The organism is Streptomyces albiflavescens, from assembly GCF_014645835.1.
Lineage (GTDB): Bacteria > Actinomycetota > Actinomycetes > Streptomycetales > Streptomycetaceae > Streptomyces > Streptomyces albiflavescens.
The window spans coordinates 96,719-121,860 of the sequence record NZ_BMMM01000021.1 but is presented as its reverse complement, the minus strand read 5'-3'; the positions used below and the strand labels follow the sequence as shown (position 1 = coordinate 121,860).

Below are 25,142 nucleotides of genomic sequence, written 5' to 3'. Positions count from 1 at the left end.
GTCCGTCGGCTGACCCCGCGGCTTGGCGCTCTATGGCAACTCTAAGGTTCGCCGGCAAGTCGTGTTGAAGTGCGGCTGGTCTCCTGGGGATCGGGCGGGCCGAAGACGTCGGCCCTTCGGGGAAGGGAAGCAGATGCGAAAGAGCAGGGGAGTTGCCGCCACGGCGCTGGCGCTCGTCATGGTGGCGGGGGTCTCCGGCGCGGCTGTCGCCGACGGGGCCAAGGGATCGCCGTCGCCGAGCGGCAGCGGGAGCGCGCACGTCCCGAGCAAGCACGGCGAGAAGGGCAAGCAGGGCGAGAAGAGCAAGCAGGGCGAGAAGGGCAAGCAGGGCGAGAAGAGCAAGCAGGGCGAGAAGGGCAAGCAGGGCGAGAAGGGCAAGCAGACCGACCGGCTGGCCGAGATAGCCAAGCGCTACGGCGTCTCCGTGGTGCAGCTCGAGAATTCCTTGCGCGACGTCAAGCGCGCCATCGGCGAACAGGGCAAGTCGCCGTCCGACCAGGCCATCGTCCGGCTCCTCGCGCACGACCTCGGCATCTCTCAGGCGAAGGCGGCGAAGCTGGAGCAGGAGTTCTTCGGACAGGCGGGCGGCAAGCGCCAGGGGAGGCTGGACGGCAAGGGGACCAAGGCCGACGCCAGGGCCTTTGTCGACGGGCTCGCCAAGCAGCTCGGCGTCTCCCACGAACAGGCCGCGCGCGCCTTCGCCGCCCTGGAGAAGCTGAGCCGGACGTCCGGCGGAATCGACCCGCGCGATGCTCGGTTCGCCGCGATCGCACGCGGGCTGGGTGTGACGGCCAGGCAGTTCGCGGATGCCATCGGCCAGGTCAAGTTGAGTCTGGGGGGCGAGCGACAGGCCGCCTCGGCGAAGCCGTCCGAGTCCTGACCGTGGCCGCGAGCCGGGTCCTCACGACCTGACCCGCCGCCTACACAACCTGAGGCACGCTATTGCCCATGCGGGTGCTGGTGGTCGATGACGATGACGCGGTGCGCCGTTCGCTGGCGCACGCCCTGACGCGGGACGGCTACGAGGTGTCCACGGCGCCCGACGGTGCCGCGGCGCTGAGCGAGCTGGCCCGGGCCCGGCAGGACGCCGTGGTGCTGGACATCCTGATGCCCGAACCCAACGGCCTCGAGGTGTGCCGCCGGCTGCGCGGCCGCGGCGACGGCACCCCGATCCTCATGCTCACCGCCCGCGACCTGGTCTCCGACCGGGTCGCGGGCCTGGACGCGGGCGCCGACGACTATCTCGTCAAGCCGTTCGCGCTGGACGAGCTGCGGGCCCGGCTGCGCGCCCTGCTGCGCCGCAGCGGCGCAGCGCAGGAGGTGCTGACCTACGCCGACATCGCTCTGGACACGGCCGCCTGCCGGGCCCGCAGGGGCACCCGGCAGCTGGAGTTGACGCGCACCGAGTACGCGCTGCTTGAGTTGTTCCTGCGCAACCCGGAGCGAGTGCTCAGCCGGACCCTCATCTTCGACTCGGTATGGGGCTATGACTTCGGTCCGTCCTCCAACGCCCTGTGGGTGTACGTGAGTTATCTGCGTGCCAAGCTGGAGGCAGCCGGCGAACCGCGGCTGATCCAGACCGTGCGCGGCCTCGGCTATGTACTGCGGGAGGAGCCATGAGCCTGCGCAACCGGGTCGCGCTGGCCGGCGGCGCGGTGGTCCTGGCTGCGCTCGTGCTCGCCTCCCTCGTGCTGTATCCCTCTCTCGACGCCAAGCTCAACCAGCAGCACGACGCCACCCTCGTGGCCGCGGTCGAGCAGGCTCCGGACACGTTGCGGGCACTCAAGACGAAGTCCGCCGAGACGGGCCAGAAGCCGGCCTTCTTCGCGGGCGAACCGGTCGACGTCGGCTCGACGAAACTGCAGTTGCTGGACGCGCCCGTGACGCCGGGCTCGAACACGGGCTTCATCAAGGTCAGCGTTACCGACCAGCAGGTCGCGTCCGGCGCTCACGAGCCGTACTTTCAGGACGCCGAGTTCGACGGTATCCGCTACCGCGTCTACACCGCCCCGCTGGCCGGCACCAACGGCGTTCTGGTCCGCGCCGCGATGCCGACGTCCGTGGTCGGTGCCCCGCTCGGCAGTCTCAAGCTACTGCTCATCGCGATTACCGTGGGCGGCAGCCTGCTCGCCGGACTGGTCGCCCGGCTCGCGGCCGGCCGGGTGCTGCGCCCGGTACGCCGACTCACCGAGACGGTGGAGCACATCACCGCGACACAGGACCTCGGCGCCCGCATCGAGATCTCGGGCCGGGACGAAATCGCCCGGCTGGGACGGGCTTTCGCGTCCATGACTGCGGCGGTCGAGGCGTCCGTGACCACCCAGCGGCGGCTCGTCGCGGATGCCTCGCACGAGTTGCGCACGCCGCTGACCAGCCTCAACACCAATCTGGAACTGCTGGACGAGGGGCTCGGTGTGCGGGATCCGCAGGCGCCGGAGCTGGTGGGGGCGGCGCGCGAGCAGACCCGGGAGCTGATGGCGCTGGTGGGAGACCTGATTGACCTGGCACGTTACGGGCGCGCCGACACGCACACCGAGGACACCCGGCTTGACCTCGTGGCCCAGCGGGTCGTCGTGCGGGCCACCGGCCGCACGCCGGGCCTCGCCTTCCGTATGGAGCTGGCCGAGTGCCTCGTCCACGGCGACCCGGATGCGCTGGAGCGGGCGGCGGCCAACCTGGTGGACAACGCGGTGAAGTGGAGCCCCGAAGGCGGCCGGGTCACGGTGCGGGTCGGCGCGACCGGGGTGCTGTCCGTGGCCGACGAGGGTCCCGGCATCCCGGCGGCCGATCTGCCGTACGTCTTCGACCGGTTCTACCGCTCGACCCAAGCCCGCTCCCTTCCCGGCAGCGGGCTGGGACTGGCGATCGTGCGGCAGATCGCGGAGACGCACGGGGGTACGGTGACGGCCGAAACGCCGGCAGCAGGCGGCACGATGCTGTGCCTTGCGCTGCCGGCGCTCGGGGTCGCGGCGCCTCGGACGGGGGTCGAGACCTTGCCGGGCGCGGGCGCCGGAGCGGCGCCGTCGAGCACCTCAACGGCGTCCGCCGCACCCTCGACCGCCCGCCGGAGCGGTGGAACCCGGCGCCCCGACGCGACGGCCGGGCCCTCGCTCTGCCCGCCGTCAGCCCAACGAGCCGACACGGTGCGCCAGTTGGACTGACGGGCCGTCATGAAACCGAGGTCAACGAGGTCTTGAGGCTCATCAGACTTGTTCATCGATCGCCGTTAGATGAACATTCGCCTCGCCTTGTGTACGGCGCGGCTCACGGCGGCCGATGCCGGGCTCTGGGCGCGCCACCTGGCCAGCTCGTAGCGGGCGGTGCGGGTGTGGTCGTGGTCGTCGCCGAACACTCGCACCATGTCGTCCAGCGCCTCGGCGAGCGCGGCGGCCGCGCCCGCCGGATCCCCCGCCAGCATGCGAGGTTGCCGCGGGTGAGGAGGTGTGGGGGTGGTCGTCGCCCAGCACTCGCACCATGTCCTCCAGCAGCTCGACGAGATCGGCGGCGCCCGCTGCATCCCCTGCCCGCCCCCGCCAGTGGGCCAGGTGGTGGCGAGCGGCGAGGGTGCAGGGGTGCCGCGGACCGAGGCGGCGACGGGTGGCGGCGGCAAGGCGCTGGCAGTGGTCGAGGGCGGCGGCAACCTGGCCGGTTGTATTCGGGCTGGTGTCAGCGCGATGCACGCGAAACAGCACCTTATGGGCGTCCGGCCGGTACAAGGCCTCTTGGGCTTGGGCGGCGAGGGCTGTGGTGTTGGCGCGCAGGGCCTGGGTCAGGGTGGTGTCGCGGTCGATGTCGGGCCAGGCGGCGAGGAGGGCGTCCGCCGCAGTGCGGGCGAACTCGTCCTGTTGGTCGGGGGTGAGGGTGTCACGGGTGGCGCGCTGGATGAGCTGGTGGACGCGGACGGCTTGGTGCGGGGCGGCGGGGGTGTGGTCGATGAGGCTGAGCCGGTGCAGGGCGTGCACCGCGTCCCGGGGGGAAACCGGTTGCGGTTCCCCGGTGCGGTCCTGGCCGGCTCGGGTCCGGTGCTGGGCGAGGTGGGTGAGGGCGGGCCGACTGTTGAGGACGGCGTGCTAGGTCCTGTCGTCAAATTCCCGTCGTCCGCCCGGAGGGCGGGCCCTGCGGCGTCAGGTGCGTGCTCTCGGCGTGCCGGGCACAGGCCCTCGTACTGGATGTACTTGGGTCTGTGCCCGGTGCGGCGAGAGTGCGTGCATGGCGTCGCGGGGCAGACGGGAATTTGACGACAGGGCCTAGGACGGGTACAGGCGATCTCGACGTTGCCGGCCGCGGCGAGGCGACTCGGGTCCTCGACCGGGGCGCGAACGCTGTCGGTGGTTTCCGCCAAGTAAGGGGTGAGACCGCCGACCGGCGGTCCGGAGACGGAGGTCCCATGACAACGGGCCTGGACGACGAGGAGCTGCTGGGCCGTACGGCACGCGACCCAGCCTCCTTCGAGCCGTTGGTGGAACGCCATTCGGCAGCCCTGCACGGCTACTTCGCGCGCCGCGCCCCCGGAGCCGCCGACGATCTGCTCGCCGAGCTGTGGCTCCAGGCGTACGCGACGCGACGCGGGTTCGACCCGGCCCGCGGGTCCGTACGGACCTGGCTGTTCGGCGTGGCCAGGAACGTGCTCTCCGCTCACTGGCGGCGGGTCGCGGCGGCTCGCCCCGACATCCCGCGCGCCATCGGCGACGACGACCCCTGGGAGGCCGTGGACAACCGGCTCGTCGCCGAAGCCGTGGCCCCCAGGCTGCGCGAGCTCCTCGCTCAACTTCCCTCCGAGGAACGGGAGTTACTGCTCCTTGTCGCCTGGGAGCAGCTGACGCCCAGCGAGGCCGCCACCGTGGTCGGCATACCCGCCGCGACAGCCCGCACCCGTCTGCACCGCGCCCGCAACCGTATGCGCTCGGGCGCCCCCTTCGACCTGACCGGAGACCTGAAATGACCGACATGACCGAACGTGACGACTTTCTCGACTTCCCCGACGCCGACGAACTGATCGCGGCCGGAACCGTGGCGCCGCCCTCGAACGCCAAGGTCATGGCCGTACGCGACATCGTGGCCCTCCTCGCGGAACGCGAGACCGAACAGGCACCCACCGCCACGGCACACGCCAACGTGGTACCCCTCGCCACGGCCCGACGAGGCGGCCCGGCGGCCTCCCTCGCGCCCCCGGAGGACCTGCCCGAGGACCCGCTGGTCGTCCTCGGCCCCGACGGGCCGCGCACGGCGCCGCGACAGCGCCGCCTCTCGCGTCGTGGACGCGTCTTGGTCGCGGCCGCGGCGGTGGCCGCCATCGCCGTGGGCGCGGCCGTCTACCCGGTGCTGGACGTGACCGGCAAGCCGCTGTCGACGGCCTCGGCGGCCTCGCAGTTCCTGAACGACATGGCGAAGGTCTCGACAGAGGCACCGGCGACCCACGGAACGTACTGGATGGTCCATTACTGGGTGAAGGACGGCCGGAGTACGGCGACGGTGACCGTGTACAGCGACCGGGCGGGAGCCACCTGGATTCGGCAGCCGAACGGCAAGCTGAGCAGGTCGGGCCACAACATCGCAGATTGGAACGTGGGCGACCGGCGCCTGCCCTGGACCGAATTCGACCACCTCCCCACCGAACCGGAGAAGCTGAAGGCCCGCTTCCCCAAGAACGCTGAGGAACGGTTCGGGCAGATCATGTCGTTGCTGGCGGAGTCACCCGCGAGCCCTGACCTGCGCTCCGCGCTCTTTCAGATCGTCGCGGAGACTCCGGGGGTCACCATGACCCCCGAGGTCAAGGACAGCCGGGGCCGTCCGGGCACTGAGATCGTCCTCCGCGGCACCAGGCGGGTGGACAAGCAGGGCGCCAAGCCCGTTTCCTTGCCGTACTCCCTCCGTTACGTCATCGACCCGGATACGAGCCGCGTTCTGGAAAGCGGCAGCGCCGGCGCCAACCCGCTGGTCCGCACGACCTACCTCGAAGTCGGCTGGACGAACCACATCAGCTGACGCGGCGAAGGCGGCGGCCCCGGGGATCGGGGGCCGCCGCCACGGTGGGCGCGGGTGGCGTGGAACCAAGAGGGCCCGCAGGGTCTTGCCCCCGCCGTCTTCGTCGTCCTCGTCTTCCTCGGGCTCGGGGAAGACCGCGCGGTACGCCTCGGGGCCGGCCAGGCGCTGGGTGTACGCCTCGCCGATGACGTCCCAGGTGGCCACTTCGATCTCGGGCGGGGCGCCGGGGCCGTACTTCCCCGGTCGCCGCGGGGCACGCCGGTCAGACGGGAAGGCGCTCCAGCAGTGCCGCGAAGTCCGTCCCCGGCGGGAGCGTCCCGAAGGCGAGCCCTCGGTCCCCGGCGAGCCGCGACGCGCAGAACGCGTCGGCTACGGCGGACGGTGCGTGGCGGACGAGGAGCGAGCCCTGCAGCACGAGGGCTGCCCGTTCGATGACGCGGCGGGCGCGCAGGGGCGCGTCGTCGGTGAGGACGAGCTCGCCCTGGAGCTCCCGCCAGGCGGCGTCGAGCCGTCGATCGGCACCGGTGGCCGTCTCGATCTCCGTACGGAAGGCCTCCAGCGATTCGGGCTCACGCGTCAACGCGCGCAGCATGTCGAGGGCGTTGACGTTGCCGGAGCCTTCCCAGATGCCGTTGAGCGGGGCCTCGCGATACAGGCGCGGCATGCCGGAGGCCTCGTCGTATCCGTTGCCGCCCAGGCACTCCAGGGCTTCGGCGACGGCGGCCGGCTGCCGCTTGCACACCCAGTACTTTCCGACGGCTGTGGCCAGGCGCAGGAAGGCGCGCTCCCGGTCGTCTCCGCGCTGGGCGCGGTCGGCGGCGCCGGCCAGACGCAGCGCGAGAGTCGTGGCGGCCTCCGACTCCATCCCCAGATCGGCGATCACGTTGCGCATCAGCGGCTGGTCGATCAGTTTGGCGCCGAACACGGCGCGGTGGCGCGCATGGTGGGCGGCCTGTGCCAGGGCGGCGCGGGTGCCGGCGGCGGAGCCGAGCACGCAGTCCAGCCGCGTCATGGTCACCATGTCGATGATGGTGCGTACGCCCTTGCCCTCGGTGCCGACGAGCCAGGCTACGGTGTCGTCGAACTCCGGCTCGCTGCTGGCGTTGGAGCGGTTGCCGAGCTTGTCCTTGAGCCGCTGGATGCGGAAGGTGTTGCGGCTGCCGTCGGGCAGGATGCGCGGGACGAGGAAGCAGGAGAGACCGCCGGGCGCCTGAGCGAGGACGAGGAAGAGGTCGTTCATCGGCGCGCTGGTGAACCACTTGTGACCGCGCAAGCGCCAGGTGCCGTCCGGCTGTTCGGTGGCGCTGCTGGTGTTGGCGCGTACGTCGGTGCCGCCCTGCTTCTCCGTCATGCCCATCCCGGCGAGCAGACCGCGCTTGTCGGCCGGGGCGCGCAGGCCGGGGTCGTAGACGCGGCTGGTGAGCAGCGGCTCGTACGTCTTGGCGAGGTCGGGGGAGTGGCGCAGGGCCGGGACCACCGCGTACGTCATGGAGATGGGGCACAGGTGACCCGGCTCCAGCATCGTGGTCAGCATGAAGCTCGCGGCACGCGCCACATGGGCGCCGGGACGCTCGTCGGCCCAGGCGGCGCCGGCGATGCCCGCGCTCACCGAGGCGTCCATCAGGGAGTGATAGGCGGGGTGGAACTCGACCTCGTCGATGCGGTGGCCGTAGCGGTCGTGGGTGCGCAACTCGGGCTCATGGCGGTTGGCCTGGTCCGCCCAGTGCTGCGCCTCCTCGCTGCCGACCAGGCGGCCGAGCCGGTGCAGGTCGTCCAGGTGCCACTCGGCGCCCTCCCGCCGCACACCCTCCAGCAGCACCGGGTCGGCCGCGGCGTCGTGACCGGTCAGCGGCGGGGGCTGGTTGGTCACTTCGTGTGTCACGGCGGTAGGACGACTACGCGGTGCGGCGGTCTCAGACACGGGGATTCCTCCGAGAAGCGGGTCGGCGCGGATCGGGTCGGGAGCGGCGCTACGTGGCGGGGGCGCCCGCGCACCGCAGGGCCATGGCGGTGAGTTCGGCGAGGAGTTCGTCGGTGGTGCTCTCGGCGGGGGCGCCGAGCGGATCGACGAGTACCTCGCCGATCGCACCGGTGAGTGCGGCCGCGGTGATCTCGCCGTTCTGGGATGGCAGCAGGCCTGCCGCCATCCCCTCGCGCACCACCTCGGCGAACAGCGCCCGGTAGCGACGGCGGAAGTCGAGGCGCTCGGCGCCGACCGCGGGTTCGGCCGGGGCGGCGAGCAGGGCGTAGGCCAGACCGCGGTTCTCCAGGGCTCGGCGGGCGAACACCTCGATGCCGTGGCTGAGTCGTTCGACGGGGCTGCCCGGGCCGTTCAGTACCTCACCGAGCACATCCACCTCGCGTCCGGCGGCGCGCCGGAACACCTCGACGGCGAGCGCTGCCTTCGACGGGAAGTGCTGGTACACCGAGCCGGCCGCGATCCCCGCCGAATCGGCGACGGCGGTCACGGACGCCTGTGACCAGCCCACTTCGGCGACGACCGAGGTGGCGCAGGTGATGAGGTGCTCCCTGACGGCTTCGAGCCGACGGATTTCGGCGGGGGTCTTGCGGTAGGCCATGAAAGAAGTGAACCATCATTCAGAGTTTCCCGCCATGACCGGTTCCACCAGCAAGGCTCGTCAGGAGACCGGAGGTGACCCTGTTGCCGCCGACGGACGCGGCCGGTCCCACGGCATCCGCCCTGATCGTCAGTGACGCACTGCTGGGCAATCCCTGGTGCCGCTGTTCCAGGAGGTGTGGCAGCGCTTCATCCCTCGGGGGGAGGGGACGGCATGCCCGCGGTGATGCCGCAGGTGCGCAGGGTGTGGGAGTTGACGACGCCGCCGTGGCCGGAGGCGTTCATGACGTAGACATCACGGTCGTCGGCGACGCGGTCCAGGTCGTGGCAGGTGGGGTGGCGGCGATCGGCCAGGCGACGGTGCTCGTAGCCGAAGTTCGCATCGCGTCTTGACTTACGTTTCGGCTGTCGCGGCTGTGGTGCCGGTGTCGGTCGGTCTCCCGTAGCGCCCGGGTCGCCTGCTCAGGCGGTTCGCGGGCCGAGGTCGTAGCGCTCCTTGACGAGTTCCAGGTGAAGCCAGCTCTCCACCTCGCGCACCGTGGGCAGGGCGCGCATCTCCTCCAGCGTGGCGCGCACGGCGCTGAACGACTCCGCCGTGATGGTGCCGACCAGTTCGGCGCGGCCCAGGCAGGTCGACAGGAAGGTCACCCGTGCGATCTGTGCCACCCGCTCGGCCACGGGTGCGGCCTGTCCGGCCACCCGCAGGCTGAAACCGCACAGGTAGCCCATGCCCAGGACGTCAGGCCGTACCAGCGCGACCACCTTGGCCACCCCGCCGTCCAGCAGTCGCAGTGTCCGCGAACGGGTCGCCCCGGCCGACAGTCCGACACGCCCCGCCAGTTCGGCGAACGGCAGCCGCCCGTCCTCCTCCAGCTCGGCGAGGATGCGCTCGTCCATCGCGTCCTGCAGTGTGACGGTCGGCTCCTCGGGCAGGAGATAAGGGTCCTTCACGTGCCGGGTCGCCACCAGCGGGTCCACCGTGCGCACCCCCGGCATGGCCCGGATGTGCTCGATGGTCCGCTCCAGTTCGGCGAAGCCCGCCGTGCGCAGCTCCGTCATGATCGATCGCCGTCCGCTGGTCAGCGTCACGAACGGGGCCTCGGGGAGTGTGGCGATCTCACGCGCGACGGGGGCGGCCAAGCCGTCGGTGTCGATGGCCAGATGCGCCGAGGCGGTCAGCCGGCGCACGGCCGGATGCACGATGGCCACGACCCGCACGGCGCCCGACTCCTGAAGTCGCTGTACCCGCATCCGGGTCGCCGGACGGGACAGGCCCACCCGCTGGGCCAGCGTCTCGTAGGTCAGCCGACCGTCCGTCTGCAGTTCTCGCACGATCGACAGGTCGGTCTCGTCGAGATCCACGTGATGGTCCCCTCCGTTGGCTCGTTCGCCGCCCGGCCCTGGGCCCGGGCGGCTGTGCGCTCATTGTCGGTCAGTCGGCCGGATGCCCCCGCACTGCCGAGGCGGGGCGGCATAACCACTGCGCGAATAACCATCTCATCCGAGCTGGACAAGCAATGCAGTCGAAACGTAAGTTCAAAGCCGCATTGGCGATCGAATCATTGATGGAGGATGGCGTGACGCGACCCGTTGCCGTGACCGACGTCATCGCCTGGTGGACCACCGGACGCCCCCACACCCCCGTGATCGTCCCGGACGGGGTGGCCGCGTCCGACCCCGGATCCACCACCCGCGCACCCCGTACGCAAGGAGCACCCGCGTGACCGACATCCTCGCGACCCCCGCCACAGTGAACGCCACCGCCGAGGAGGAGCTGCGGCTTCGGCGCGAACTGGCGGCCGTTTACCGTCTGGTCGCCCACTTCCGCATGACCGACCTGATCTTCACCCACATCTCGCAGCGGTTGCCGGGCCCCGACAACCACTTCCTCATCAATCCCTACGGGTTGCTCTTCGAGGAGATCACCGCCTCCAACCTCGTCAAGATCGACCTGGAAGGGAACCCTGTCGAGCCCACGCCTCATCCGGTCAACCCGGCCGGATTCGTGATCCACAGCGCGATCCACAAGGCCCGCCCCGACGCGCACTGCGTCCTGCACACCCACACCAAGGCCGGCTGCGCCGTCGCCGCCCAGCGCGACGGGCTGTTGCCCGTCAACCAGATGTCGCTGGAGTTCCACAACCGCGTCGGTTACCACGACTACGAAGGCGTCGCCCTCAACCTCGACGAGCAGCAGCGCCTGGTCACCGACCTCGGGAACCACCCGGCGCTCATCCTGCGCAACCACGGACTGCTCACCGTCGGCGACAGCGCCGCTCAGGCCTTCCTGCGCATGTACTACCTGGAGAAGGCCTGCGAGATCCAGGTCACCGCCCAGGCAGGCGGCGCCCCGCTGATCCTGCCTCCGGCCCAGGTCTGCGAGTACACCGCCCAGCAGCTGGCCGGCGAAGCCGAGGCCGACTTCCAGGACGACATCGCCTACGACCTGGCCTGGGCGGCGCTGCTTCGACTCGTGGAGCGGATCGCGCCCGCCTACAAGGACTGATCGCGCCCATCGGCCTGTGCGCCGCGCCGCGCCGGTCCGGTCCGTTCGGGGCCGGGCCGTCGGCGACCGGCTGACTCGGAGCTCCACCCGCTACGTGCCGCCGGATCATGATCGGTCAGTACCTCGGCTTCGCCGCCACCCTCGTCGTCGCGGTCGCCTCCGCGTTCGGCGCGACCTTCCTACCCGAGTCGGCCATCCCGTACCTCGGCCTGCTGCCTCTCGCGCTCGGCCTAAAGGCAGCCTGGCAGTCATGGAAGCACCGCGACGGCGAGGACGACGGGCAGGAGACGACCGAGGGCGGCCCGAAGAACGGTCGAGGTTGCGGCGCACCACGCCTTCAGCGCGCCTGTCGTCGCTGAACTTCCCCGTCAGCAACACGTCGTGCAGCTGGTCTCGACCTGCCTTCTCTCTGTGAGGCGACCGCTATGGCCACGGGACCGCGCCGAGTGCTGCGGGAAATTCCGAGCGCGGCCTGTCAGCGACATCGGCGGGAGTTGAGCCGGGCGGCCTGGCGCGTCAGGTGGTCGCGCTCGGCGAGGTTGGGTGCCTTCTGGGCTGCCTCGGCGTACAGCCGTGCCGCCGTCGCCAGGTCGCCGTCGCGCTCGTGGAGGTACGCCGCCACCGCGGCGTAGCGGGGCAGTGAGTCGTTCAGCGCCGAGAGCGCCGCCAGGCCGGCGCGCGGTCCGTCGGCCTCGCCGACGGCCACTGCGCGGTTGAGCCGGACGACCGGGCTGTCGGTCAGGCGCGCGAGCTCGTCGTACCACTCGACGATCTGTACCCAGTCAGTCTCCTCGGAGGTGGGCGCGTCAGCGTGGAGTGCCGCGATGGCGGCCTGGGCCTGGAACTCGCCCAGCCGGTCGCGGGCGAGGGCAGCCTGCAGGATCTCGACGCCCTCGGCGATCGACTCGGTGTCCCACCGGCCGCGGTCCTGCTCGGCGAGCGGCACCAGGCCGCCGTCGGGCGCGGTCCGGGCGGCGCGCCGGGCCTGGTGGAGCAGCATGAGGGCGAGCAGCCCCGCCACCTCGGGGTGGTCGATCGCGGCCGCGAGCTGCCGGGTGAGCCGGATGGCCTCGGCGGCGAGGTCGACGTCGCCGGCGTAGCCCTCATTGAAGACCAGGTAGAGCACGCGCAGAACGGTCGCGACATCGCCGGGCTGGTCGAACCGCACGCCGGAGACGGTGCGCTTGGCCCGGCTGATGCGCTGCGCCATGGTCGCCTCGGGCACCAGGTAGGCACGGGCGATCTGGCGGGTGGTCAGCCCGCCGACAGCGCGCAGTGTGAGCGCGACCGCGGACGACGGCGTCAGCGACGGGTGGGCGCACAGGAAGTAGAGCTGCAGCGTGTCGTCCACCGCGGGCGCGGGCCCAGGCGTCGGCTCCTCGTCGAGGCGGTCCTCACGCCGGCGGCGGGCGACGTCCGCCCGGGTCGCGTCGAGGAACCGGCGCCAGGCCACGGTGACCAGCCAGCCCTTCGCATCTCGCGGAGGGTCGGCCGGCCAGACGCGGACCGCCTCGACGAGCGCGTCCTGCACGGCGTCCTCGGCCGCCGCGAAGTCGGCTCCACGGCGGACGAGGACGGCGAGCACGCTCGGCGTGAGGCTCCTCAGCAGGACCTCGTTCATCGACGAGGTCACTCCGTGACGGTGCAGTGCTCGTGCCCGCCCAGGAACGGGCGCAGCTCGAGCCACTCATGGATCGGCTTCCCGCCCGCCCCGGGAGCGGCCGACAGTTCCCCGGCCAGCTCGACGGCGCGCTCGTAGCTGTCGACGTCGATCACCATCCAGCCGGCGATGAGGTCCTTGGTCTCGGCGAACGGGCCGTCGGTGACCGGCGGGCGCCCCTCGCCGTCGTAGCGGACGAACGTCCCCTCGGGGGCGAGCGCCTGACTGTCGACGAACTCGCCGGTCTTCTCGAGCCGGTCCGCGAAGTCGCGCATGTACTGCACGTGGGCCGAGATCTCTTCCGGCGTCCACTGGGCCATCGGCACGTCGTTGACCGCAGCCGGGGCGCCGCGGTAGTGCTTGAGCAGCAAGTACTTGGCCATCGTGTTTCTCCTCGGTGCTGGTGCGACCATTTTGATCGCGTTCACCTCGGGGACGGAGCCGGTCACGGGTTCTCGACATCGCCGTCCGATTTTTTTGTGTTCTCGGGGACGAGCCTGGGTGAGCCGTCTCACGGTGTCCGGGGCCACGGTGTGGCAGCCATGGCGTTGGCGAGCTGCGTGACAGGGTCATCAGCGATCTGGTGACGAGACCGCTGAGTGGGCCAGGTAGAGAACGCGTCGTCCGACCAGCGCGGAACAACGTGGAAGTGCAGGTGGGGTACTGACTGCTCCGAGCCGGGCCCACTGGCGCTCAGGATGTTCACACCTCCGGCCTTCAACTCGGTCCGCATCTTCCCGGCAACGCGCTGGACCAGCGCCATCGTGTGCGCCAAGACCTCCGGGGGAATGTCGAAGATGTCCGTCCAGTGGGACGTGGGTATCACCAGGGTGTGACCTGGCGCGAGGGGATCCAGCGGAGCGAACGCGCTGGCCACAGGCCCGTGCGTCACCCACCGGGCGGCGTTGTCCCGGATCAATCGGCAAAAGGTGCAGTCCATGCGGTCTGACCTTGCCAGAACCAACGCCGTGCCTGGCATCCGGGAAAGGGGACGAAGCCAGCCGCAGGCGCCTGCTGTTCGGCTCGGGCTCGGCTGGTGGCGGGGCGGCTGCCGCGCTCAAGGAGTCTGTCGAGAAGGCACGGGCTTGCCGCGGAGAGGATGCCACCGTCCACGAGCTGCCGAAGCGGGGGCCGCCGCCAGGAAGACGGCGAAGGCGTCGGCCAAGTCGGCCAAGAAGGCTGCGGCGAAGAAGTAGACGTCCACGCCGTGGTGCGAGCGTGGCTCAGTGCTGCTCGGCCAGGTCCTTCTCCAGCGCGTGCGCCGCCGCATCCAGTGCGGCGACCAGGGGCTGGAGGTGGTGCGGGTCGTAGCGCACGCTGGGCATCGACACCGAGAGACCGGCGAGCGCGGTGCCGTCCAGGTCGCGTACCGGTACGCCGACGGCGACGAGACCGCGTTCGGAACGCTCCTTGTTGACGGCGAACCCGTTGCGGCGCAGACGCCTCAATTCCGTCCGCAGCTGGGCGAGATCCGGGCGCTCGGTCGGACGGTCGCGGTAACGCTCGGGGGCGTAGACCTCCTCCAGTTCTTCGTCGGTGAGGTCGGCGAGCAGGAGCAGTCCCGTCGTCGTGCGGTGGGCGGGGAACACCATGCCCTCCCGGGAACCGACCCGCAGTGCCTGCCGGCACTCGACGCTGGCGATGAACCGGGCCGTGTCCCCGGTGCGCACGATCAGGTTCGTGGTCTCGTCCAGAAGATCGACGATCCGGTGCAGATGGGGTAGAGCCGCCGCGCGCAGCCGCGACACGAGGGATTGGGAGTGCGCGGCGAGTTCCAGCACCGGGCCCGCACGGTAGACGCGGTCCTCACCCTGCACGGCGAAGTCCCGGTAGACGAGCATCGCCAGGACCCGATGGGCTGTCGACCTGGCGACGCCCAACCGCTCGGCGATCTGCGACACGGTCGCGCCGCCCTCCATCTGCAGAATGGTCGCCGCCCGCAGTGCGTGGTCCACGCTGGCGATGGGATAGGGCGGCGGTGTCTTGAGCGGCTTGTCCATTCCTGCCTCCAGATTCTGCTATCCAGAATCTATCTGTTCTTCTGGAAGGCACGGCGCACGCTGGGGACCGTGACTCAGTCCTCCATCGTCCAAGACATCGACAGGGGTTCCCCGGTCCGGCTCCGGGCCTCATCCTGCGCCTGTGGGACGAGGCTCCTGGCGGCGGCCGCCAGCTGATCACCACCGGATACCTCAAGGCCTCCCACCGCGAGCTCGACGAGGAGCACACCACCGAGGGCAGCCCCTACCACCTGATACGGCCGTCACGACGCCGACCGGGGGACCGCTTGGCAAGATCCCCGTCGGACACCGAGGCAGTATCAGCCGAGCACCAAGGTCTACGGCGCGGTCGGCGGAGGGGCTCAGCATTTGCACTGCGCGCACGCCCGTTGAGCGGTGGGCCAGCGCGAAGAAAAGGCGCAGAGCGAGGCGATCAAGCGGACGCGGGTGGTGAAGAAGAAGGCTGGTGGGCGGGAAGCCGACCGCGGCACCTGTCCAGCCTGCCTCAAGGACTACGACGAGGGCGCGGATATCCAGACGGTGGGGAGGGCTGGCGTCGCTCGGGCCAAGCTGATCAGGGACACCTTGGACACCGCCGATTCCCGAGACCGGCATGCTGGACGCCACTTCCGGGGCGTCGATGTCACCGGTGCGCCAGGAGGCACTGACGGAGGTGCGCTGCCGGCTGGCCGTTGTTCCTCGATCAGACGGTAGTGACCACTTGCGCGTACCTCAGATGTGGGGAGCGCTTGAACCACGCGTTCTCGCCCGGCCTGCCGATGTTGACGATGGCGAGAACCGAGTGCTCGCCATCGCTGAAGAACTCCTTGTCGATGCCCTCGGCGTCGAAGCCGGTCATCGGTCCTGCGGCCAGGCCGGCGGCGCGGACGCCGACGATGAAGTAGCCGACCTGGAGGAGCGCGTTGAGCCTCGCGGACCGCTCACGCACCGCACGCTCGGCGAAGAGACCCTTGGCCGGTGGGAAGTGCGGGAACTGGCTGGGCAGTTCCTCGTGGAACTCGTTGTCCGCTGCGAGGACGGCGACGCGCGGGGCGGCGGCGGTCTTCTTGGGTGCGAGGGTGCCTGCGGCGGCGAACATCGGCGCCTGGGCCAGGCCGCCGGCCAGGCCCACCAGGAGCAGGCCCGGGAACATGTCGCTCCAGTAGTTGCCGGGAACATGTCGCTCCACCAGTAGTGGGAAGTGGTGTGCACGGCCGCGATCCAGTAGCCGGCCGCGAGCACCATGGTGCCGGTGACGGCGGGGGCGATGCGCCTGAAGCGGCGCTGGATGGGGCCGGCGTTCATTGCGAAGGCGATCGAGGCAAGGGGCGCCGGGGCGATGGAGACGCCTGCGCGCAGCGGACTGAAGTGCCAGACCTTCTGCATGAACAGGGCGGTGTTGTCGCGCGTGAGCGCTCAGGAAGCGTCGGAGACGACTGGGCGGGGCGCCTGCTGGGGCCGGGCCCGGGCAGTAAGCGGCAGCCCTTCGAATGCTTGATCGGCAACGCGCTCCAGCGCGACCGCGTCGAGCCCGGCCTTGGCAAGTACTTCCATGCCCCGGTTGATTGCCATGAGCAGTTGGCTGATTCCGGGGGCGTCCGCCTCGGCATCGAGGTCGCCATGTCGCTGCGCAGCCTGAACGCACTCGGTCAGTGAACCTTCGATTCTCATGAGGGCTTGCCTGACGCGTGCACTGGCCTGCGGATCGTGGTCGACTCCCTCGATGACGAAGCCGGTCACCATGCAGCCGAGCCCGTCGGGGTCATCGTGTACAAATCGCGCCGACTTCACGAGATATGCGTGCAGCCGTTCCAGTGCGGTGTCATCGGGGCCTTCGAGTACGGCCGCCCAGGCAGCCTCGTTGCGGTCGCAGTAGGCCTCCAGCGTCCGCAGGTACAGCTTGCTCTTGTCGCCGAAGGCGGCGTAGAGGCTGCCGCGGCCCAGCCCGCCGGCCTTGGCGATGTCGTCAACGCTGGTGCCGGCGTATCCGCTGCGGCGGAACTGTCGCTCGACGGCCTGTACGACCTTGTCCTTGTCGAATCCTGGTGGGCGCCCCATGGGGGCCAGCCTACAGGCCGCACCAGCATTCTTGACATTCCGTTCCACAACTTCTTACGGTTCCTGACAGAACGGTCCAGAACTCTGGTGTCCGCCACTCACGGCATCCCGCGAATCCCGCAGAACGGATCAGACGCATGTCTTCGCAAGATCAGATGACCCGTCCACGAATGCAGAGGGGAGGCGCAGGCTCCTCGAACGCCCGTCCGGCTCTCATCCTCGCCGTGCTGGCCATGGCGAGTTTCCTTGGCCAACTCGACGTGTGGATCACCAATGTCGGCCTGCCGGACATCGGGCAGGGCGTGGGCTCGACGTCTCTGTCGGATCTGAGCTGGGTGCTCAATGGCTACGCGATCGTCTATGCCGCCCTTCTCGTCCCCGCGGGGCGGCTTGCCGACCGCTTCGGACGGAAGGCCGGCTTCCTTCTTGGCATGGCTGTCTTCATTGCGGCGAGCCTGGGGGCGGGTCTGTCCGGCAACGTATGGATGCTGGTCGTCTTCCGCGCCGTTCAGGCGCTGGGCGCCGCCCTGCTGACCCCGGCCAGCCTGGGCCTGGTGTTGACGAGTGCTCCCGCGGAGAAGGTGGAGCGGTATGTCAAGATCTGGTTCACCGCAGGTTCACTGTCCGGGGTATGCGGGCCGATTTTCGGCGGGCTGCTGGTCCAGGTCTCCTGGCGGTGGCTGTTCCTGGTGAACATTCCGGTCGGGCTGCTCGCGATCGCACTGGCCGCCCGACTCGTGGCCAACGTCAAGCACGAACAGGACGCCCGCATCCCCGACCTGCTCGGCGGTGTCCTGCTGATCACCGTGGTCGGCGCACTGGCTCTTGGCGTGGTCAAGGCGCCCGACTGGGGCTGGTCGGACACCCGCGTCGTTTCGTCTCTGGTCGTGGCAGCGGCCGGGGTAATGGTGTTCCTGCTCCGCTCGTCACGTCACCAGGTACCCGTAGTGGACCTCTCACTCTTCCGTGACCGGATCTTCGCCTCGGCGAACCTCGCTGCCACCCTGCAACTGGCCTCGTTCGCCAGCCTGCTGCTGTCGACGATCCTCTGGCTGCAGAGCCACTGGCACTACTCCGCCATCAAGACCGGATGCGCCAGCCTTCCCGGCCCCGTGGGCTTCGCGCTGGCTGCCACTCTCGGTGATGCCCTCCAACGCCGATTCCGGGTGCCGGCCGGCATCATCGCCGCGATCGGCTGCGCCATCGCCGCTGTCGGCGCCCTTCTCTTCGTCGTTCTGCTGCACAACGACCCGAACTACGCTTCCGGAATCCTTCCGTGCTGGCTGATCTTCGGGGCCGGCGCCGGGCTGGCGCTTCCGACCGTCGTCTCTTCCGCGACGGTCAGCCTGCTCCCCGAGCAGGCGGCTACCGGCAGCGCCATCGTGACCATGGCAACTCAGATCGGTTCGGTCGTCGGCATCAGCATCCTGGTCGCCATGCTCGGCACCGCCTCCGGTGGAGCCTCTCTCGAGACCTACCAGCACGCATGGTTTGTCGCGATGGGACTCATGGCTGCCGCAGCCGCGGTATCGCTTGGCGTATCGCAGAAAAGGGTGGTGGCAGTCCGATGACAGCGTCCGTTCCGGCTCAGGCTTCCCGCGCCGCGGCCCGCGGCAGCGAGCGGGCCCGCTGGCTTGGCCTTCTGGTGGTTTGTCTCGGCGTCATGATGGCCTTCGTCGACGTCACCTCCACCATCTCGGCCCTGGGCGATATACAAAGTGACCTGCACGTCACTGCGAGCACGCTGGTATGGATCACCAGCGCGTACAGCCTTGCTGTCGTGAGCTTCGTGATGTCCGCCGGAACCTTCGGCGACCTCGTGGGACGTCGGCTCGTGTTCAGCCTGGGTGCCGCCGTCTTCTTGGTCGGCAGCCTGGTCGCCGTTTACGCCGACAGCGCCGGCATGCTCATCACCGCACAGGCGATCGCGGGCCTCGGTGGCTCAGCCGTGTTGCCGACGAGCCTGGCGATTGTCAGTGCCACCGTCACCGACCCGCACGAGCGCACCACCGCGATCGGCATCTGGGCCGCGTGCTCCGGAGTGGGCCTGGCCATCGGCCCGATCCTCGCAGGAGCCCTGCTCGAACATTTCTCCTGGCACGCCGTCTACATCGCCAACATCGTCATCGCCGGCACGGCCCTCCTCCTGGCCCCGGTCTTCGTGGCCGAGTCCAGACACCCCACGCGCAAGCCCGATCTTGCGGGCCTTGTCCTGGGCACAGTGATGACGGCCTCGGCCACCTACGCGATCATTCAGGGTGGCGCCACCGGATACACCAAGGCGCCGATCATCACCATGTACGTGGTCTTCGCTGTATCTCTGTTCATGTTCGTACGCGTAGAACTCCGTCACCCCGACCCCATGCTGGACCTGACGCTCTTTCGGAGCGCTTCCTTCTCGGCCGTCATGGGCGTGGCTGCTGTCAGCGTTTTCGGACTGGTCGGTGTCGCCCTGCTCAGCGTGCTCTACATGGAACGTGTGGGACAGACCAGTCCCCTCGACGTCGGCGTGCGCCTGCTGCCGCTGTTTGGAACGTTCCTCCTGGTCACAGTAGTGGCCGCCAGGGTGCTGGTACACCGGGTCGGCTTCACACCCTTGATCACTGCGGGCATGGTCCTCATCGGAGCCGGGTCTCTCGCGCTGCTCGCGACCGATGCCTCGGGAGGTTACGGGGCGATGTGGCCCGGGCTGCTCGTGGCGGGCGTCGGAGCGGGCCTGCTGACGGCGCCTTCGACGGCTGCCGCAGTCAACAGTGTCCCGCCACAGCAGGAGGGTATGGCGGCAGCAGCGGTGAACATGGCTCGTCAGCTGGGAACGGTGCTCGGCCCCAGTGTGCTCGGAACTGTCGTCACCAGTCGCTTCCCCCGGAACCTGCATGACCGTCTCGTCGAGGCAGGCATCCCCTCGCCGCAGGCGGACAGGATCGTGGAGGGTGCGTCACACGGCGGCGGCGCGACAGGCCTCCCCGCATCCCTCGCTCGCGTGGTGGGAACGGCGGCACCGAGGGCGTTCACCGACGCCGTGCACTTGGGCAACGTCATAGGCGGAGTTGTACTGATCGTCATGGCCGTGCCTACGGCGCTGTTCGTCCGCCACAGGGTTCACAGTCCCCGGACATCCGCCGAAGCGTAAGCGGTACGTCAACGGGACGGTGCGAGGCGCCCACAGGACTTCTGCCCGAACAACGTCCCCCGAACAGCCGGTGTTGATCGCTGAGCACAACCATCAACACCGGCACCGCCCGCGAACTGAGCACCGGTCAAACGGAGGGCCGGACCTCCGGGCCGACGCCGTGATCAATCTTCGCAGTCAGCCGCTGAGGAGTTGGTGAAGCGCGCGGCGCGCACGGGTGGGAGCCGAGCGGTCATGCAGAAGTCCTCGGCCCAGTGAGAACCAGACTGAAACCGTGCGCCTGACGCCCCGCGTCAGCGTGCGCGCGAAAGGGAGACACCGGCATGGCCAAATTCCTGCTCAGCATCCATGTACTGGCGGCGATCCTGCTCATCGGACCGGTCACCATTGCGGCGAGCCTGTTCCCGCGTTGTGCGCGCCAGGCGCTGGCCGACGGACCCGAGCGGCAGTCGGCCAAGGGCTCGGTCCGGCTACTGCACCGGATCTGCCGGGTCTACGCGGTGGCCGGCATCTCCGTCCCGGTCTTCGGTGTCGGCACCGCCGAGGTGATGGGCGTGATGGGCAGCGCCTGGCTCATCGCCTCCATGGCTCTGACAGCGGTGGCCGCCGTACTACTGGGCATTGCTGTGCTCGGCACCCAGGACGACGTGGTCACCCAGCTCGACATGCCCGAACAGGCGTCGACCGCCGCGGAGTTCTTGATCGCCCGGCTGCCCCGCCTGTCGATGATCACTGGCCTGTTCGCCCTCGCCTGGCTGATCGTGGTGGTCCTGATGATCGTCCGCCCCGGCTCGACGACAGGCGCATAACGGCTCAGCCACCGCAGTGAACCCCGCGCTCTGCCGGTGGCTGACCTTCTGCTCGAACTGCAGCGCGCCGGCGCCCCCTAGTCACGCGTGCGCCTGGCCATCGCGTCCCAGAAGCGGTCCAGTTCGCGGACGCGCATGCTGACCCAGTGGGGTGTCTTCCTGTGCAGGAGCCTGGGGAGACAGCGGCGCCCCCGTCCGGGCAACAGGGCCTGCTGCTGGCGACAGAACGGCTCGTGGATCTCTCCCCGGGGCTGACAGCCACGGGGCGGGTACGGGCAGAGCTGGAACTTGCAGTCGGGCAGACACGTGGTGCCCGGAGCGGGCGGCGCCGAGGTACCGGCCTGCAAGGTGGGCTGCAGCGGCTCGCGGTTCGTACGGATGCACGGCGGGAGCGGCATGCCGGGCTGCTCCACGCGGGCCAGGCGCTCCTCGACCTCATCCGGCTGCCCGTCCCGCTCGATGAGGTTCAGCATGACCAGCACATCGGCGACGAGGCGTTGGGCCCGCCCGTCCAAAGTGCTCCACCCGACCGAGGGCGGGATCCACAGGTTGTGCTTGCGGTATCCCCCGGAGTTGCCGGTGCGGGAGCCGATGTTGTCGGCTACTCCCTTCTCGTCGATCCAGAGGAAGCGCTCGGGCTGCCCGGTCTCCAGGGCAAGGGCCACCAGGTCGCCCCCCTCGGCGACGAACGGATGCAGGAGCCGTCGGGTCGAGTCGTCGTTCGCACCGGGCTGGGCGGGCGCCTTGTTCACCGTGCCCGCCATCGACAGCCAGCGCTGAACGGTCTGCACGGCGTTCGTCCCACCGATCGCCCGCGCCGGCTCGCACGACTCGTCTCGTTCGTCATCCTGCCCCGCCGCGGTGCCGCCGTCCTGCTCATGGGGGCCGACACTGTCCGGGAGCTCCCAGAGGCACAATGCCTGGAGCAGGCTGAGCTGCGCATACCAGCACCGGGACTGCTGCAGCACCGTCTCCGCCTGCCGGATCAGGGCGGCACGACTGCCCCGGTCTGTGTCGGGGTGACGTTGGCGCCGGTTGGCCGCGTACTTGAAGCCCTGGGCCAGCGCGGCCTCGAGGGCGAGCGGCAGGTTGGGGGTGCCGCCCGTGAATTTCGGGTCGAGGTGGCGCAGCCACTTGGTGAGGCGTTCCCTGGCCTCGTCCCGGTGGTCGTCGTCGACGGAGCCCAGAAGCATGGGGAGCATCCAGGCCCGCATCACGAACTCCCGGAACAGGGCGACCCGTTGCTTCCGGTACTGCCCGTTGAAAACCTGCCGGTCGCGTTGCAGCTGCTTGATGCGGTCGGACAACGCGGCCTGTGAGGACGCGCGGCCGGCCCTCGCCCCCCTCATGTCCTTGGCCCACGCCTCGCACTCCTGCCTCTTCTGGGCTTTCAGGACGCTGATCCTGTCGTTGTACTCCTTCACGGGATCGCTGTTCAGACCGATCCGCTCGCGGATCACGGCGAACGCCGCATTGCCGCCGCTGCCGAACTCCTGGGCGGCGGCCAGGCGTATGGAGTAGGAGGGCTCTGCGACGCCCATCTTGAAGAGCTGCGCATACAGCGGCGTGGTGTCGATCTTGTCGGAGACTCTCCGCAGCGCCGCGCCGAGCTGCTTGAGCAGTCCCAGCTTCGCGTCCTCGAGGGTGCGCCGATCGCCCTTGAAAAGGGCCCAGTCGTCGCACACGGTGTCGACTATGCCGCTCAGCAGTCTCGGGTGTTCCTCCACGCTTTCGACTTCGAGGGCCGCCGCGTAGAGATCGAGGGCCTTCGGGTCGTCCGGTCGGCCGTCCGCGGCCGCGCGGAGCCGGTGGGCCAGGGTGCGCCCCGTCACGGGCGCCCGCCGCCGCAGCTCCTTCATCCCCTTCTCCACCTCGGCCCGGACGCTGCCGCCCTCGGCCGTGAGTTTCGCCGCCCGCCGACGGGACAGCAGCACCAGAGCGACGAGCAGCTCACGGCTGGGACCGGGCGGCTGCAGCGACTGCTCGACCAGCTCACCGGCGCCACGCTCCTCCAAGTGGTCCAGCATGCGGAAGCCGAAGTAGGCCTGGACGATGCTGTGCGGGAAACGGGCCTTCTTCTCGAAGCCCTCCACCAGTTTGAGCCTGTTCGCGTTGCCCGCGAGGCGGGCGAGCACGGCGTGGCACTCGCCCATGTTCCCTTTGTGCAGACGCCTGCTCTCCTCGTCGCCGAGCTTGTCGCAGAGTGTGTTCCAGATCTGTTCGCGGTGCCACTCGGAGAAGACGTTCCCGCGCTTGCCGTACCGGTCGAACCGACGTTGCCTGGTCCACAGGTGCCCCACCTCGGCCCTCGCACGCCGCACCAGACTGGGGTGGACGTCCTGGTCGAGCAACTCCGCGAAGCCGACCTCCAGCTTGTCCTGGAGCAGTCCGACGCATGCCAGAGCGGAGACCACTTCAAGGGTGTCCTGACGCTCCTGCGGGGACAGCGCGACGTCCTCGCGCAGCCGGCCCTCGCACAGGGCCTGGTCCCATGTCTCCAGCAGCCACAGTCGAAGCGTGCTTCTATCCCGGCTGCGGGTGTCCAGACGCTCCGGATCGTCGCGCGGACGGTCGCGCTCCAGGGCGCCGTGGTGGTGCAGCTCGCGGGCGATCTGCAGGTAGATGGGCGATTCGGTCACCTCCGCCGTCTCCACGATCCAGTCCACGCGGCGCTCGTCCGTCTCCGGTACGCGCGCCTTGACGAAGTGCAGCGCCTCCTCCGCGCTCAGCGGTTCCAGCTCCACGATCGCGGCGGCAGTGCTCTCCAGTGGACTGTGCGGCCGGGAGGCGATCACCAGAGGCAGCTTCTCCTCGTGGGCGCGCTCGATGGCCCGGCGGATGATGTTGTCCCGGTTCTGCTGGATCCCCTCGTCGAGGAGAGCCTCTTCCAAGCCGTCGGCGAGGACGACCGGCTTGTCGTCGGCGAGCAGTTGCTGCCACACTCGCTCGTTCTTGGTACGGGCCAGGATGCCCTGAGGCGCCTCCTCGGCGAAGCGCCGCTTGGCCATGCGCTCGAAGTTCAGGTCGGCCCCGCCGTCCGCGTCCCTCAGCCGGATCGGCACGGGCACGGCGTGCTGCCGGGCCAGCAGTTCGGTGAGCCGCACAAGGACGGCGGTCTTCCCTGCGCCGACGCCGCCGACGAGCAGATAGGGCCTGCGGGTGTCGCGCTCTCGCAGGCGTTGGGCGATGACCTGGGCGACCTCCTCGCGGCCCACGATCTCGGCGATGTCCGGTCCGGCGGTGAGCACCAACTCACGGGGACGTCTGCGCGCCTTCGCGAGGTAACGCCGCTTGGTCCAGCTGTACCAGCCGAACAAGAAGAGTGTGGCGGCGATCGAAGCGGTGAGTATCGGACCGACGAAGCGGATGACGGCCTCGAAGCCCGCATTGTCGTCCCGCCACGTCTCGAAGGGGGTCGTTTGGTGCGTGACCAGGATGTACAGTCCCTCCCCGCACCAGGCGAGGAGCGCGAGCACCGCAATCAGCCAGACGATCCTGGTCGCGTTGGTGTAGGAGAACCATCTGCGCCACTTCTTGGGGCGGGTGGTGCCGCGGCGGGCCTCCAGACGGATCGTCAGCGCGTGCCAATGGCCGAGCAGGACGCGCCTGGACCTGTGCCCTGCCCGTCTCACATCCAGCGTCGCCATCGGCGCGTTGCGCGGCCGCTCCTTGCCCGGCGTGTGACAGACGAACCTCGTCATCGTGCGTGCTCCTTCCGAGAGCGATTCTCGGGACGGAGGACCCATGGGCGCCGGCACCTATTTCCATGGAAGCACTCCCAGGACGCCCCGCAACCCGGCCGCCCGCCGCGCACCGTCCGGGTGTGCGCACGGCTTCCGGGGAGGGGCACCGCTGTGGAAAACCCGAGGCCCGTTGTCGTACCCCTCGGGCACACTCCCCGCATGGACATCGTCATCAGGCGGGCACAGCCCGAGGAGTAGTCCGGAGTCTCGATCAAACCCCCGCTCTGACAATATCCACGTCGTCGCGCACTGCCCCGGCCCGCTGGGCGAGGGCGAGAAGTGCGCCGGACAACTGGCGTAGCTGTGCCGCCAGTTCGTCGGTTGCGGTCCCCATGAGGCCGCCCGCCGCACGCAATGGCTTCGGTCAGGTCCTGGGCCACCGACGACATGCGCCTCGTGAGGTGACGGAATGCCCGTCACAGGGCAGCGGGCCGGGCGGTCAACTCGCGTCCGACGACGTTCGCGCCCCGTGTACCAGGAGATCCAGGCCCAGGGGTGTGCACCAGTGCCACATGGCCTTGCCGGGAGTGACAGCGGGGTAGATCAGGAGGAGCCGTCCGTCGGGCTGGGGCGCTGCCAGGAGGTGGCCGGCCCAGAACAGCGACGGCTGCAGGATGATGCCGCGCCCGTGCAGGGTGACCTCGAGATCACGGGGGAAGACCGCTTCCAG

The 25,142-nt window shown here is 69.8% G+C and carries 24 protein-coding genes and 1 pseudogene; 12 read left to right on the top strand and 13 right to left on the bottom strand.

Going from position 1 to position 25,142, the window contains the following annotated elements; genetic code table 11:
* Positions 1 to 133 precede the first annotated feature (133 nt).
* The 3 genes from IEY95_RS40555 to IEY95_RS40545 all read left to right on the top strand — a co-directional run bounded on the left by IEY95_RS40555 (position 134) and on the right by IEY95_RS40545 (position 3,161).
* Positions 134 to 880: a hypothetical protein gene (locus IEY95_RS40555; RefSeq protein WP_189191250.1), complete on the top strand. Its 747-nt coding sequence runs from the start codon at positions 134 to 136 to the stop codon at positions 878 to 880.
* 68 nt (positions 881 to 948) lie between these two features.
* Positions 949 to 1,620 carry a response regulator transcription factor gene (locus tag IEY95_RS40550; protein WP_308429394.1) on the top strand — a complete coding sequence of 224 codons (672 nt, stop codon included), beginning with the start codon at positions 949 to 951 and terminating at the stop codon, positions 1,618 to 1,620.
* Positions 1,617 to 3,161 (top strand): sensor histidine kinase, encoded by a 1,545-nt coding sequence (locus IEY95_RS40545; protein WP_229703690.1) that lies wholly within the window; start codon positions 1,617 to 1,619, stop codon positions 3,159 to 3,161. Before IEY95_RS40550 ends, IEY95_RS40545 begins: the two co-directional genes overlap by 4 nt.
* A 65-nt stretch (positions 3,162 to 3,226) precedes the next feature.
* Here IEY95_RS40545 and IEY95_RS40540 read toward each other — a convergent pair whose 3' ends face one another.
* Positions 3,227 to 3,418: a hypothetical protein gene (locus IEY95_RS40540; protein WP_189191248.1), complete on the bottom strand. Its 192-nt coding sequence runs from the start codon at positions 3,416 to 3,418 to the stop codon at positions 3,227 to 3,229.
* Between the two features lie 31 nt (positions 3,419 to 3,449).
* Between IEY95_RS40540 and IEY95_RS40535 the strand changes: the two genes are divergently transcribed.
* The 3 genes from IEY95_RS40535 to IEY95_RS40525 all read left to right on the top strand — a co-directional run bounded on the left by IEY95_RS40535 (position 3,450) and on the right by IEY95_RS40525 (position 5,985).
* Positions 3,450 to 4,238: a hypothetical protein gene (locus IEY95_RS40535; RefSeq protein ID WP_189191247.1), complete on the top strand. Its 789-nt coding sequence runs from the start codon at positions 3,450 to 3,452 to the stop codon at positions 4,236 to 4,238.
* A gap of 149 nt (positions 4,239 to 4,387) precedes the next feature.
* Complete coding sequence (locus IEY95_RS40530; RefSeq protein WP_189191246.1) at positions 4,388 to 4,942, top strand: RNA polymerase sigma factor; 555 nt, start codon at positions 4,388 to 4,390, stop codon at positions 4,940 to 4,942.
* A 5-nt stretch (positions 4,943 to 4,947) separates the two neighbouring features.
* Complete coding sequence (locus IEY95_RS40525) at positions 4,948 to 5,985, top strand: hypothetical protein (RefSeq protein ID WP_189191245.1); 1,038 nt, start codon at positions 4,948 to 4,950, stop codon at positions 5,983 to 5,985.
* Positions 5,986 to 6,247: 262 nt separating this feature from the next.
* Here the strand turns inward: IEY95_RS40525 and IEY95_RS40520 are convergent, their stop codons facing one another.
* The 4 genes from IEY95_RS40520 to IEY95_RS40505 form a co-directional block, all read right to left on the bottom strand.
* Complete coding sequence (locus IEY95_RS40520) at positions 6,248 to 7,906, bottom strand: acyl-CoA dehydrogenase family protein (protein ID WP_189191244.1); 1,659 nt, start codon at positions 7,904 to 7,906, stop codon at positions 6,248 to 6,250.
* A gap of 49 nt (positions 7,907 to 7,955) precedes the next feature.
* Positions 7,956 to 8,564: a TetR/AcrR family transcriptional regulator gene (locus IEY95_RS40515; RefSeq protein ID WP_189191243.1), complete on the bottom strand. Its 609-nt coding sequence runs from the start codon at positions 8,562 to 8,564 to the stop codon at positions 7,956 to 7,958.
* A 188-nt stretch (positions 8,565 to 8,752) separates the two neighbouring features.
* The gene (locus IEY95_RS40510; protein WP_229703698.1) at positions 8,753 to 8,884 is read right to left on the bottom strand and encodes a hypothetical protein; all 132 of its coding nucleotides are present in this window, start codon (positions 8,882 to 8,884) and stop codon (positions 8,753 to 8,755) included.
* A gap of 141 nt (positions 8,885 to 9,025) precedes the next feature.
* Positions 9,026 to 9,925, bottom strand: coding sequence for an Lrp/AsnC family transcriptional regulator (locus IEY95_RS40505; protein ID WP_189191242.1), 900 nt, complete (start codon positions 9,923 to 9,925; stop codon positions 9,026 to 9,028).
* 215 nt (positions 9,926 to 10,140) lie between these two features.
* Between IEY95_RS40505 and IEY95_RS40500 the strand changes: the two genes are divergently transcribed.
* From IEY95_RS40500 to IEY95_RS40490, 3 genes are all read left to right on the top strand, one after another.
* Positions 10,141 to 10,287: a hypothetical protein gene (locus IEY95_RS40500; RefSeq protein ID WP_189191241.1), complete on the top strand. Its 147-nt coding sequence runs from the start codon at positions 10,141 to 10,143 to the stop codon at positions 10,285 to 10,287.
* A complete protein-coding gene (locus tag IEY95_RS40495) occupies positions 10,284 to 11,069 on the top strand; it encodes a class II aldolase/adducin family protein (protein ID WP_189191240.1) in 786 nt (261 codons plus the stop codon). The genes IEY95_RS40500 and IEY95_RS40495 overlap by 4 nt, the downstream gene beginning before the upstream one ends.
* 107 nt (positions 11,070 to 11,176) lie before the next feature.
* Positions 11,177 to 11,428 (top strand): hypothetical protein, encoded by a 252-nt coding sequence (locus IEY95_RS40490; RefSeq protein WP_229703689.1) that lies wholly within the window; start codon positions 11,177 to 11,179, stop codon positions 11,426 to 11,428.
* Positions 11,429 to 11,544: 116 nt separating this feature from the next.
* Here IEY95_RS40490 and IEY95_RS40485 read toward each other — a convergent pair whose 3' ends face one another.
* The 6 genes and pseudogenes from IEY95_RS40485 to IEY95_RS40460 all read right to left on the bottom strand — a co-directional run bounded on the left by IEY95_RS40485 (position 11,545) and on the right by IEY95_RS40460 (position 16,787).
* Positions 11,545 to 12,690 (bottom strand): RNA polymerase sigma factor, encoded by a 1,146-nt coding sequence (locus IEY95_RS40485; RefSeq protein ID WP_189191297.1) that lies wholly within the window; start codon positions 12,688 to 12,690, stop codon positions 11,545 to 11,547.
* Between the two features lie 8 nt (positions 12,691 to 12,698).
* Positions 12,699 to 13,112 (bottom strand): YciI family protein, encoded by a 414-nt coding sequence (locus IEY95_RS40480; RefSeq protein WP_189191239.1) that lies wholly within the window; start codon positions 13,110 to 13,112, stop codon positions 12,699 to 12,701.
* A 128-nt stretch (positions 13,113 to 13,240) separates the two neighbouring features.
* Entirely contained in the window at positions 13,241 to 13,669 is a 429-nt protein-coding gene (locus IEY95_RS40475) for an HIT family protein (RefSeq protein ID WP_229703688.1), read from the bottom strand.
* A gap of 283 nt (positions 13,670 to 13,952) precedes the next feature.
* Entirely contained in the window at positions 13,953 to 14,729 is a 777-nt protein-coding gene (locus IEY95_RS40470) for an IclR family transcriptional regulator (RefSeq protein ID WP_189191237.1), read from the bottom strand.
* A 703-nt stretch (positions 14,730 to 15,432) separates the two neighbouring features.
* A pseudogene (locus IEY95_RS40465) lies at positions 15,433 to 15,795 on the bottom strand (nitroreductase family protein); the annotation flags it as partial.
* Positions 15,796 to 16,145: 350 nt separating this feature from the next.
* Complete coding sequence (locus IEY95_RS40460) at positions 16,146 to 16,787, bottom strand: TetR/AcrR family transcriptional regulator (protein WP_189191236.1); 642 nt, start codon at positions 16,785 to 16,787, stop codon at positions 16,146 to 16,148.
* A gap of 233 nt (positions 16,788 to 17,020) precedes the next feature.
* Between IEY95_RS40460 and IEY95_RS40455 the strand changes: the two genes are divergently transcribed.
* The 3 genes from IEY95_RS40455 to IEY95_RS40445 all read left to right on the top strand — a co-directional run bounded on the left by IEY95_RS40455 (position 17,021) and on the right by IEY95_RS40445 (position 20,729).
* Positions 17,021 to 18,358, top strand: coding sequence for an MFS transporter (locus IEY95_RS40455; RefSeq protein WP_229703697.1), 1,338 nt, complete (start codon positions 17,021 to 17,023; stop codon positions 18,356 to 18,358).
* Positions 18,355 to 19,920: an MFS transporter gene (locus IEY95_RS40450; RefSeq protein ID WP_189191234.1), complete on the top strand. Its 1,566-nt coding sequence runs from the start codon at positions 18,355 to 18,357 to the stop codon at positions 19,918 to 19,920. Before IEY95_RS40455 ends, IEY95_RS40450 begins: the two co-directional genes overlap by 4 nt.
* A 323-nt stretch (positions 19,921 to 20,243) precedes the next feature.
* Positions 20,244 to 20,729, top strand: coding sequence for a DUF2269 family protein (locus IEY95_RS40445; protein ID WP_189191233.1), 486 nt, complete (start codon positions 20,244 to 20,246; stop codon positions 20,727 to 20,729).
* A 77-nt stretch (positions 20,730 to 20,806) separates the two neighbouring features.
* Here the strand turns inward: IEY95_RS40445 and IEY95_RS40440 are convergent, their stop codons facing one another.
* Positions 20,807 to 24,430, bottom strand: a complete 3,624-nt coding sequence (locus IEY95_RS40440) for an NACHT domain-containing protein (protein WP_189191232.1) — start codon at positions 24,428 to 24,430, stop codon at positions 20,807 to 20,809.
* Positions 24,431 to 24,683: 253 nt separating this feature from the next.
* Positions 24,684 to 24,806 carry an SbtR family transcriptional regulator gene (locus IEY95_RS50885; protein ID WP_373294644.1) on the bottom strand — a complete coding sequence of 41 codons (123 nt, stop codon included), beginning with the start codon at positions 24,804 to 24,806 and terminating at the stop codon, positions 24,684 to 24,686.
* Between the last annotated feature and the right edge of the window lie 336 nt (positions 24,807 to 25,142).

Excerpts from the sequence above, each read along its gene's own strand:
- IEY95_RS40440 (WP_189191232.1), bottom strand. The coding sequence starts at position 24,430 with ATGACGAGGTTCGTCTGTCACACGCCGGGCAAGGAGCGGCCGCGCAAC.
- IEY95_RS40485 (WP_189191297.1), bottom strand. The coding sequence starts at position 12,690 with ATGAACGAGGTCCTGCTGAGGAGCCTCACGCCGAGCGTGCTCGCCGTC.
- IEY95_RS40450 (WP_189191234.1), top strand. The coding sequence starts at position 18,355 with ATGACAGCGTCCGTTCCGGCTCAGGCTTCCCGCGCCGCGGCCCGCGGC.
- IEY95_RS50885 (WP_373294644.1), bottom strand. The coding sequence starts at position 24,806 with ATGGGGACCGCAACCGACGAACTGGCGGCACAGCTACGCCAGTTGTCC.
- IEY95_RS40480 (WP_189191239.1), bottom strand. The coding sequence starts at position 13,112 with ATGGCCAAGTACTTGCTGCTCAAGCACTACCGCGGCGCCCCGGCTGCG.
- IEY95_RS40515 (WP_189191243.1), bottom strand. The coding sequence starts at position 8,564 with ATGGCCTACCGCAAGACCCCCGCCGAAATCCGTCGGCTCGAAGCCGTC.
- IEY95_RS40525 (WP_189191245.1), top strand. The coding sequence starts at position 4,948 with ATGACCGAACGTGACGACTTTCTCGACTTCCCCGACGCCGACGAACTG.
- IEY95_RS40540 (WP_189191248.1), bottom strand. The coding sequence starts at position 3,418 with ATGCTGGCGGGGGATCCGGCGGGCGCGGCCGCCGCGCTCGCCGAGGCG.
- IEY95_RS40455 (WP_229703697.1), top strand. The coding sequence starts at position 17,021 with ATGGCGAGTTTCCTTGGCCAACTCGACGTGTGGATCACCAATGTCGGC.
- IEY95_RS40445 (WP_189191233.1), top strand. The coding sequence starts at position 20,244 with ATGGCCAAATTCCTGCTCAGCATCCATGTACTGGCGGCGATCCTGCTC.
- IEY95_RS40545 (WP_229703690.1), top strand. The coding sequence starts at position 1,617 with ATGAGCCTGCGCAACCGGGTCGCGCTGGCCGGCGGCGCGGTGGTCCTG.
- IEY95_RS40550 (WP_308429394.1), top strand. The coding sequence starts at position 949 with ATGCGGGTGCTGGTGGTCGATGACGATGACGCGGTGCGCCGTTCGCTG.
- IEY95_RS40460 (WP_189191236.1), bottom strand. The coding sequence starts at position 16,787 with ATGGGGCGCCCACCAGGATTCGACAAGGACAAGGTCGTACAGGCCGTC.
- IEY95_RS40555 (WP_189191250.1), top strand. The coding sequence starts at position 134 with ATGCGAAAGAGCAGGGGAGTTGCCGCCACGGCGCTGGCGCTCGTCATG.
- IEY95_RS40470 (WP_189191237.1), bottom strand. The coding sequence starts at position 14,729 with ATGGACAAGCCGCTCAAGACACCGCCGCCCTATCCCATCGCCAGCGTG.
- IEY95_RS40490 (WP_229703689.1), top strand. The coding sequence starts at position 11,177 with ATGATCGGTCAGTACCTCGGCTTCGCCGCCACCCTCGTCGTCGCGGTC.
- IEY95_RS40530 (WP_189191246.1), top strand. The coding sequence starts at position 4,388 with ATGACAACGGGCCTGGACGACGAGGAGCTGCTGGGCCGTACGGCACGC.
- IEY95_RS40475 (WP_229703688.1), bottom strand. The coding sequence starts at position 13,669 with ATGGACTGCACCTTTTGCCGATTGATCCGGGACAACGCCGCCCGGTGG.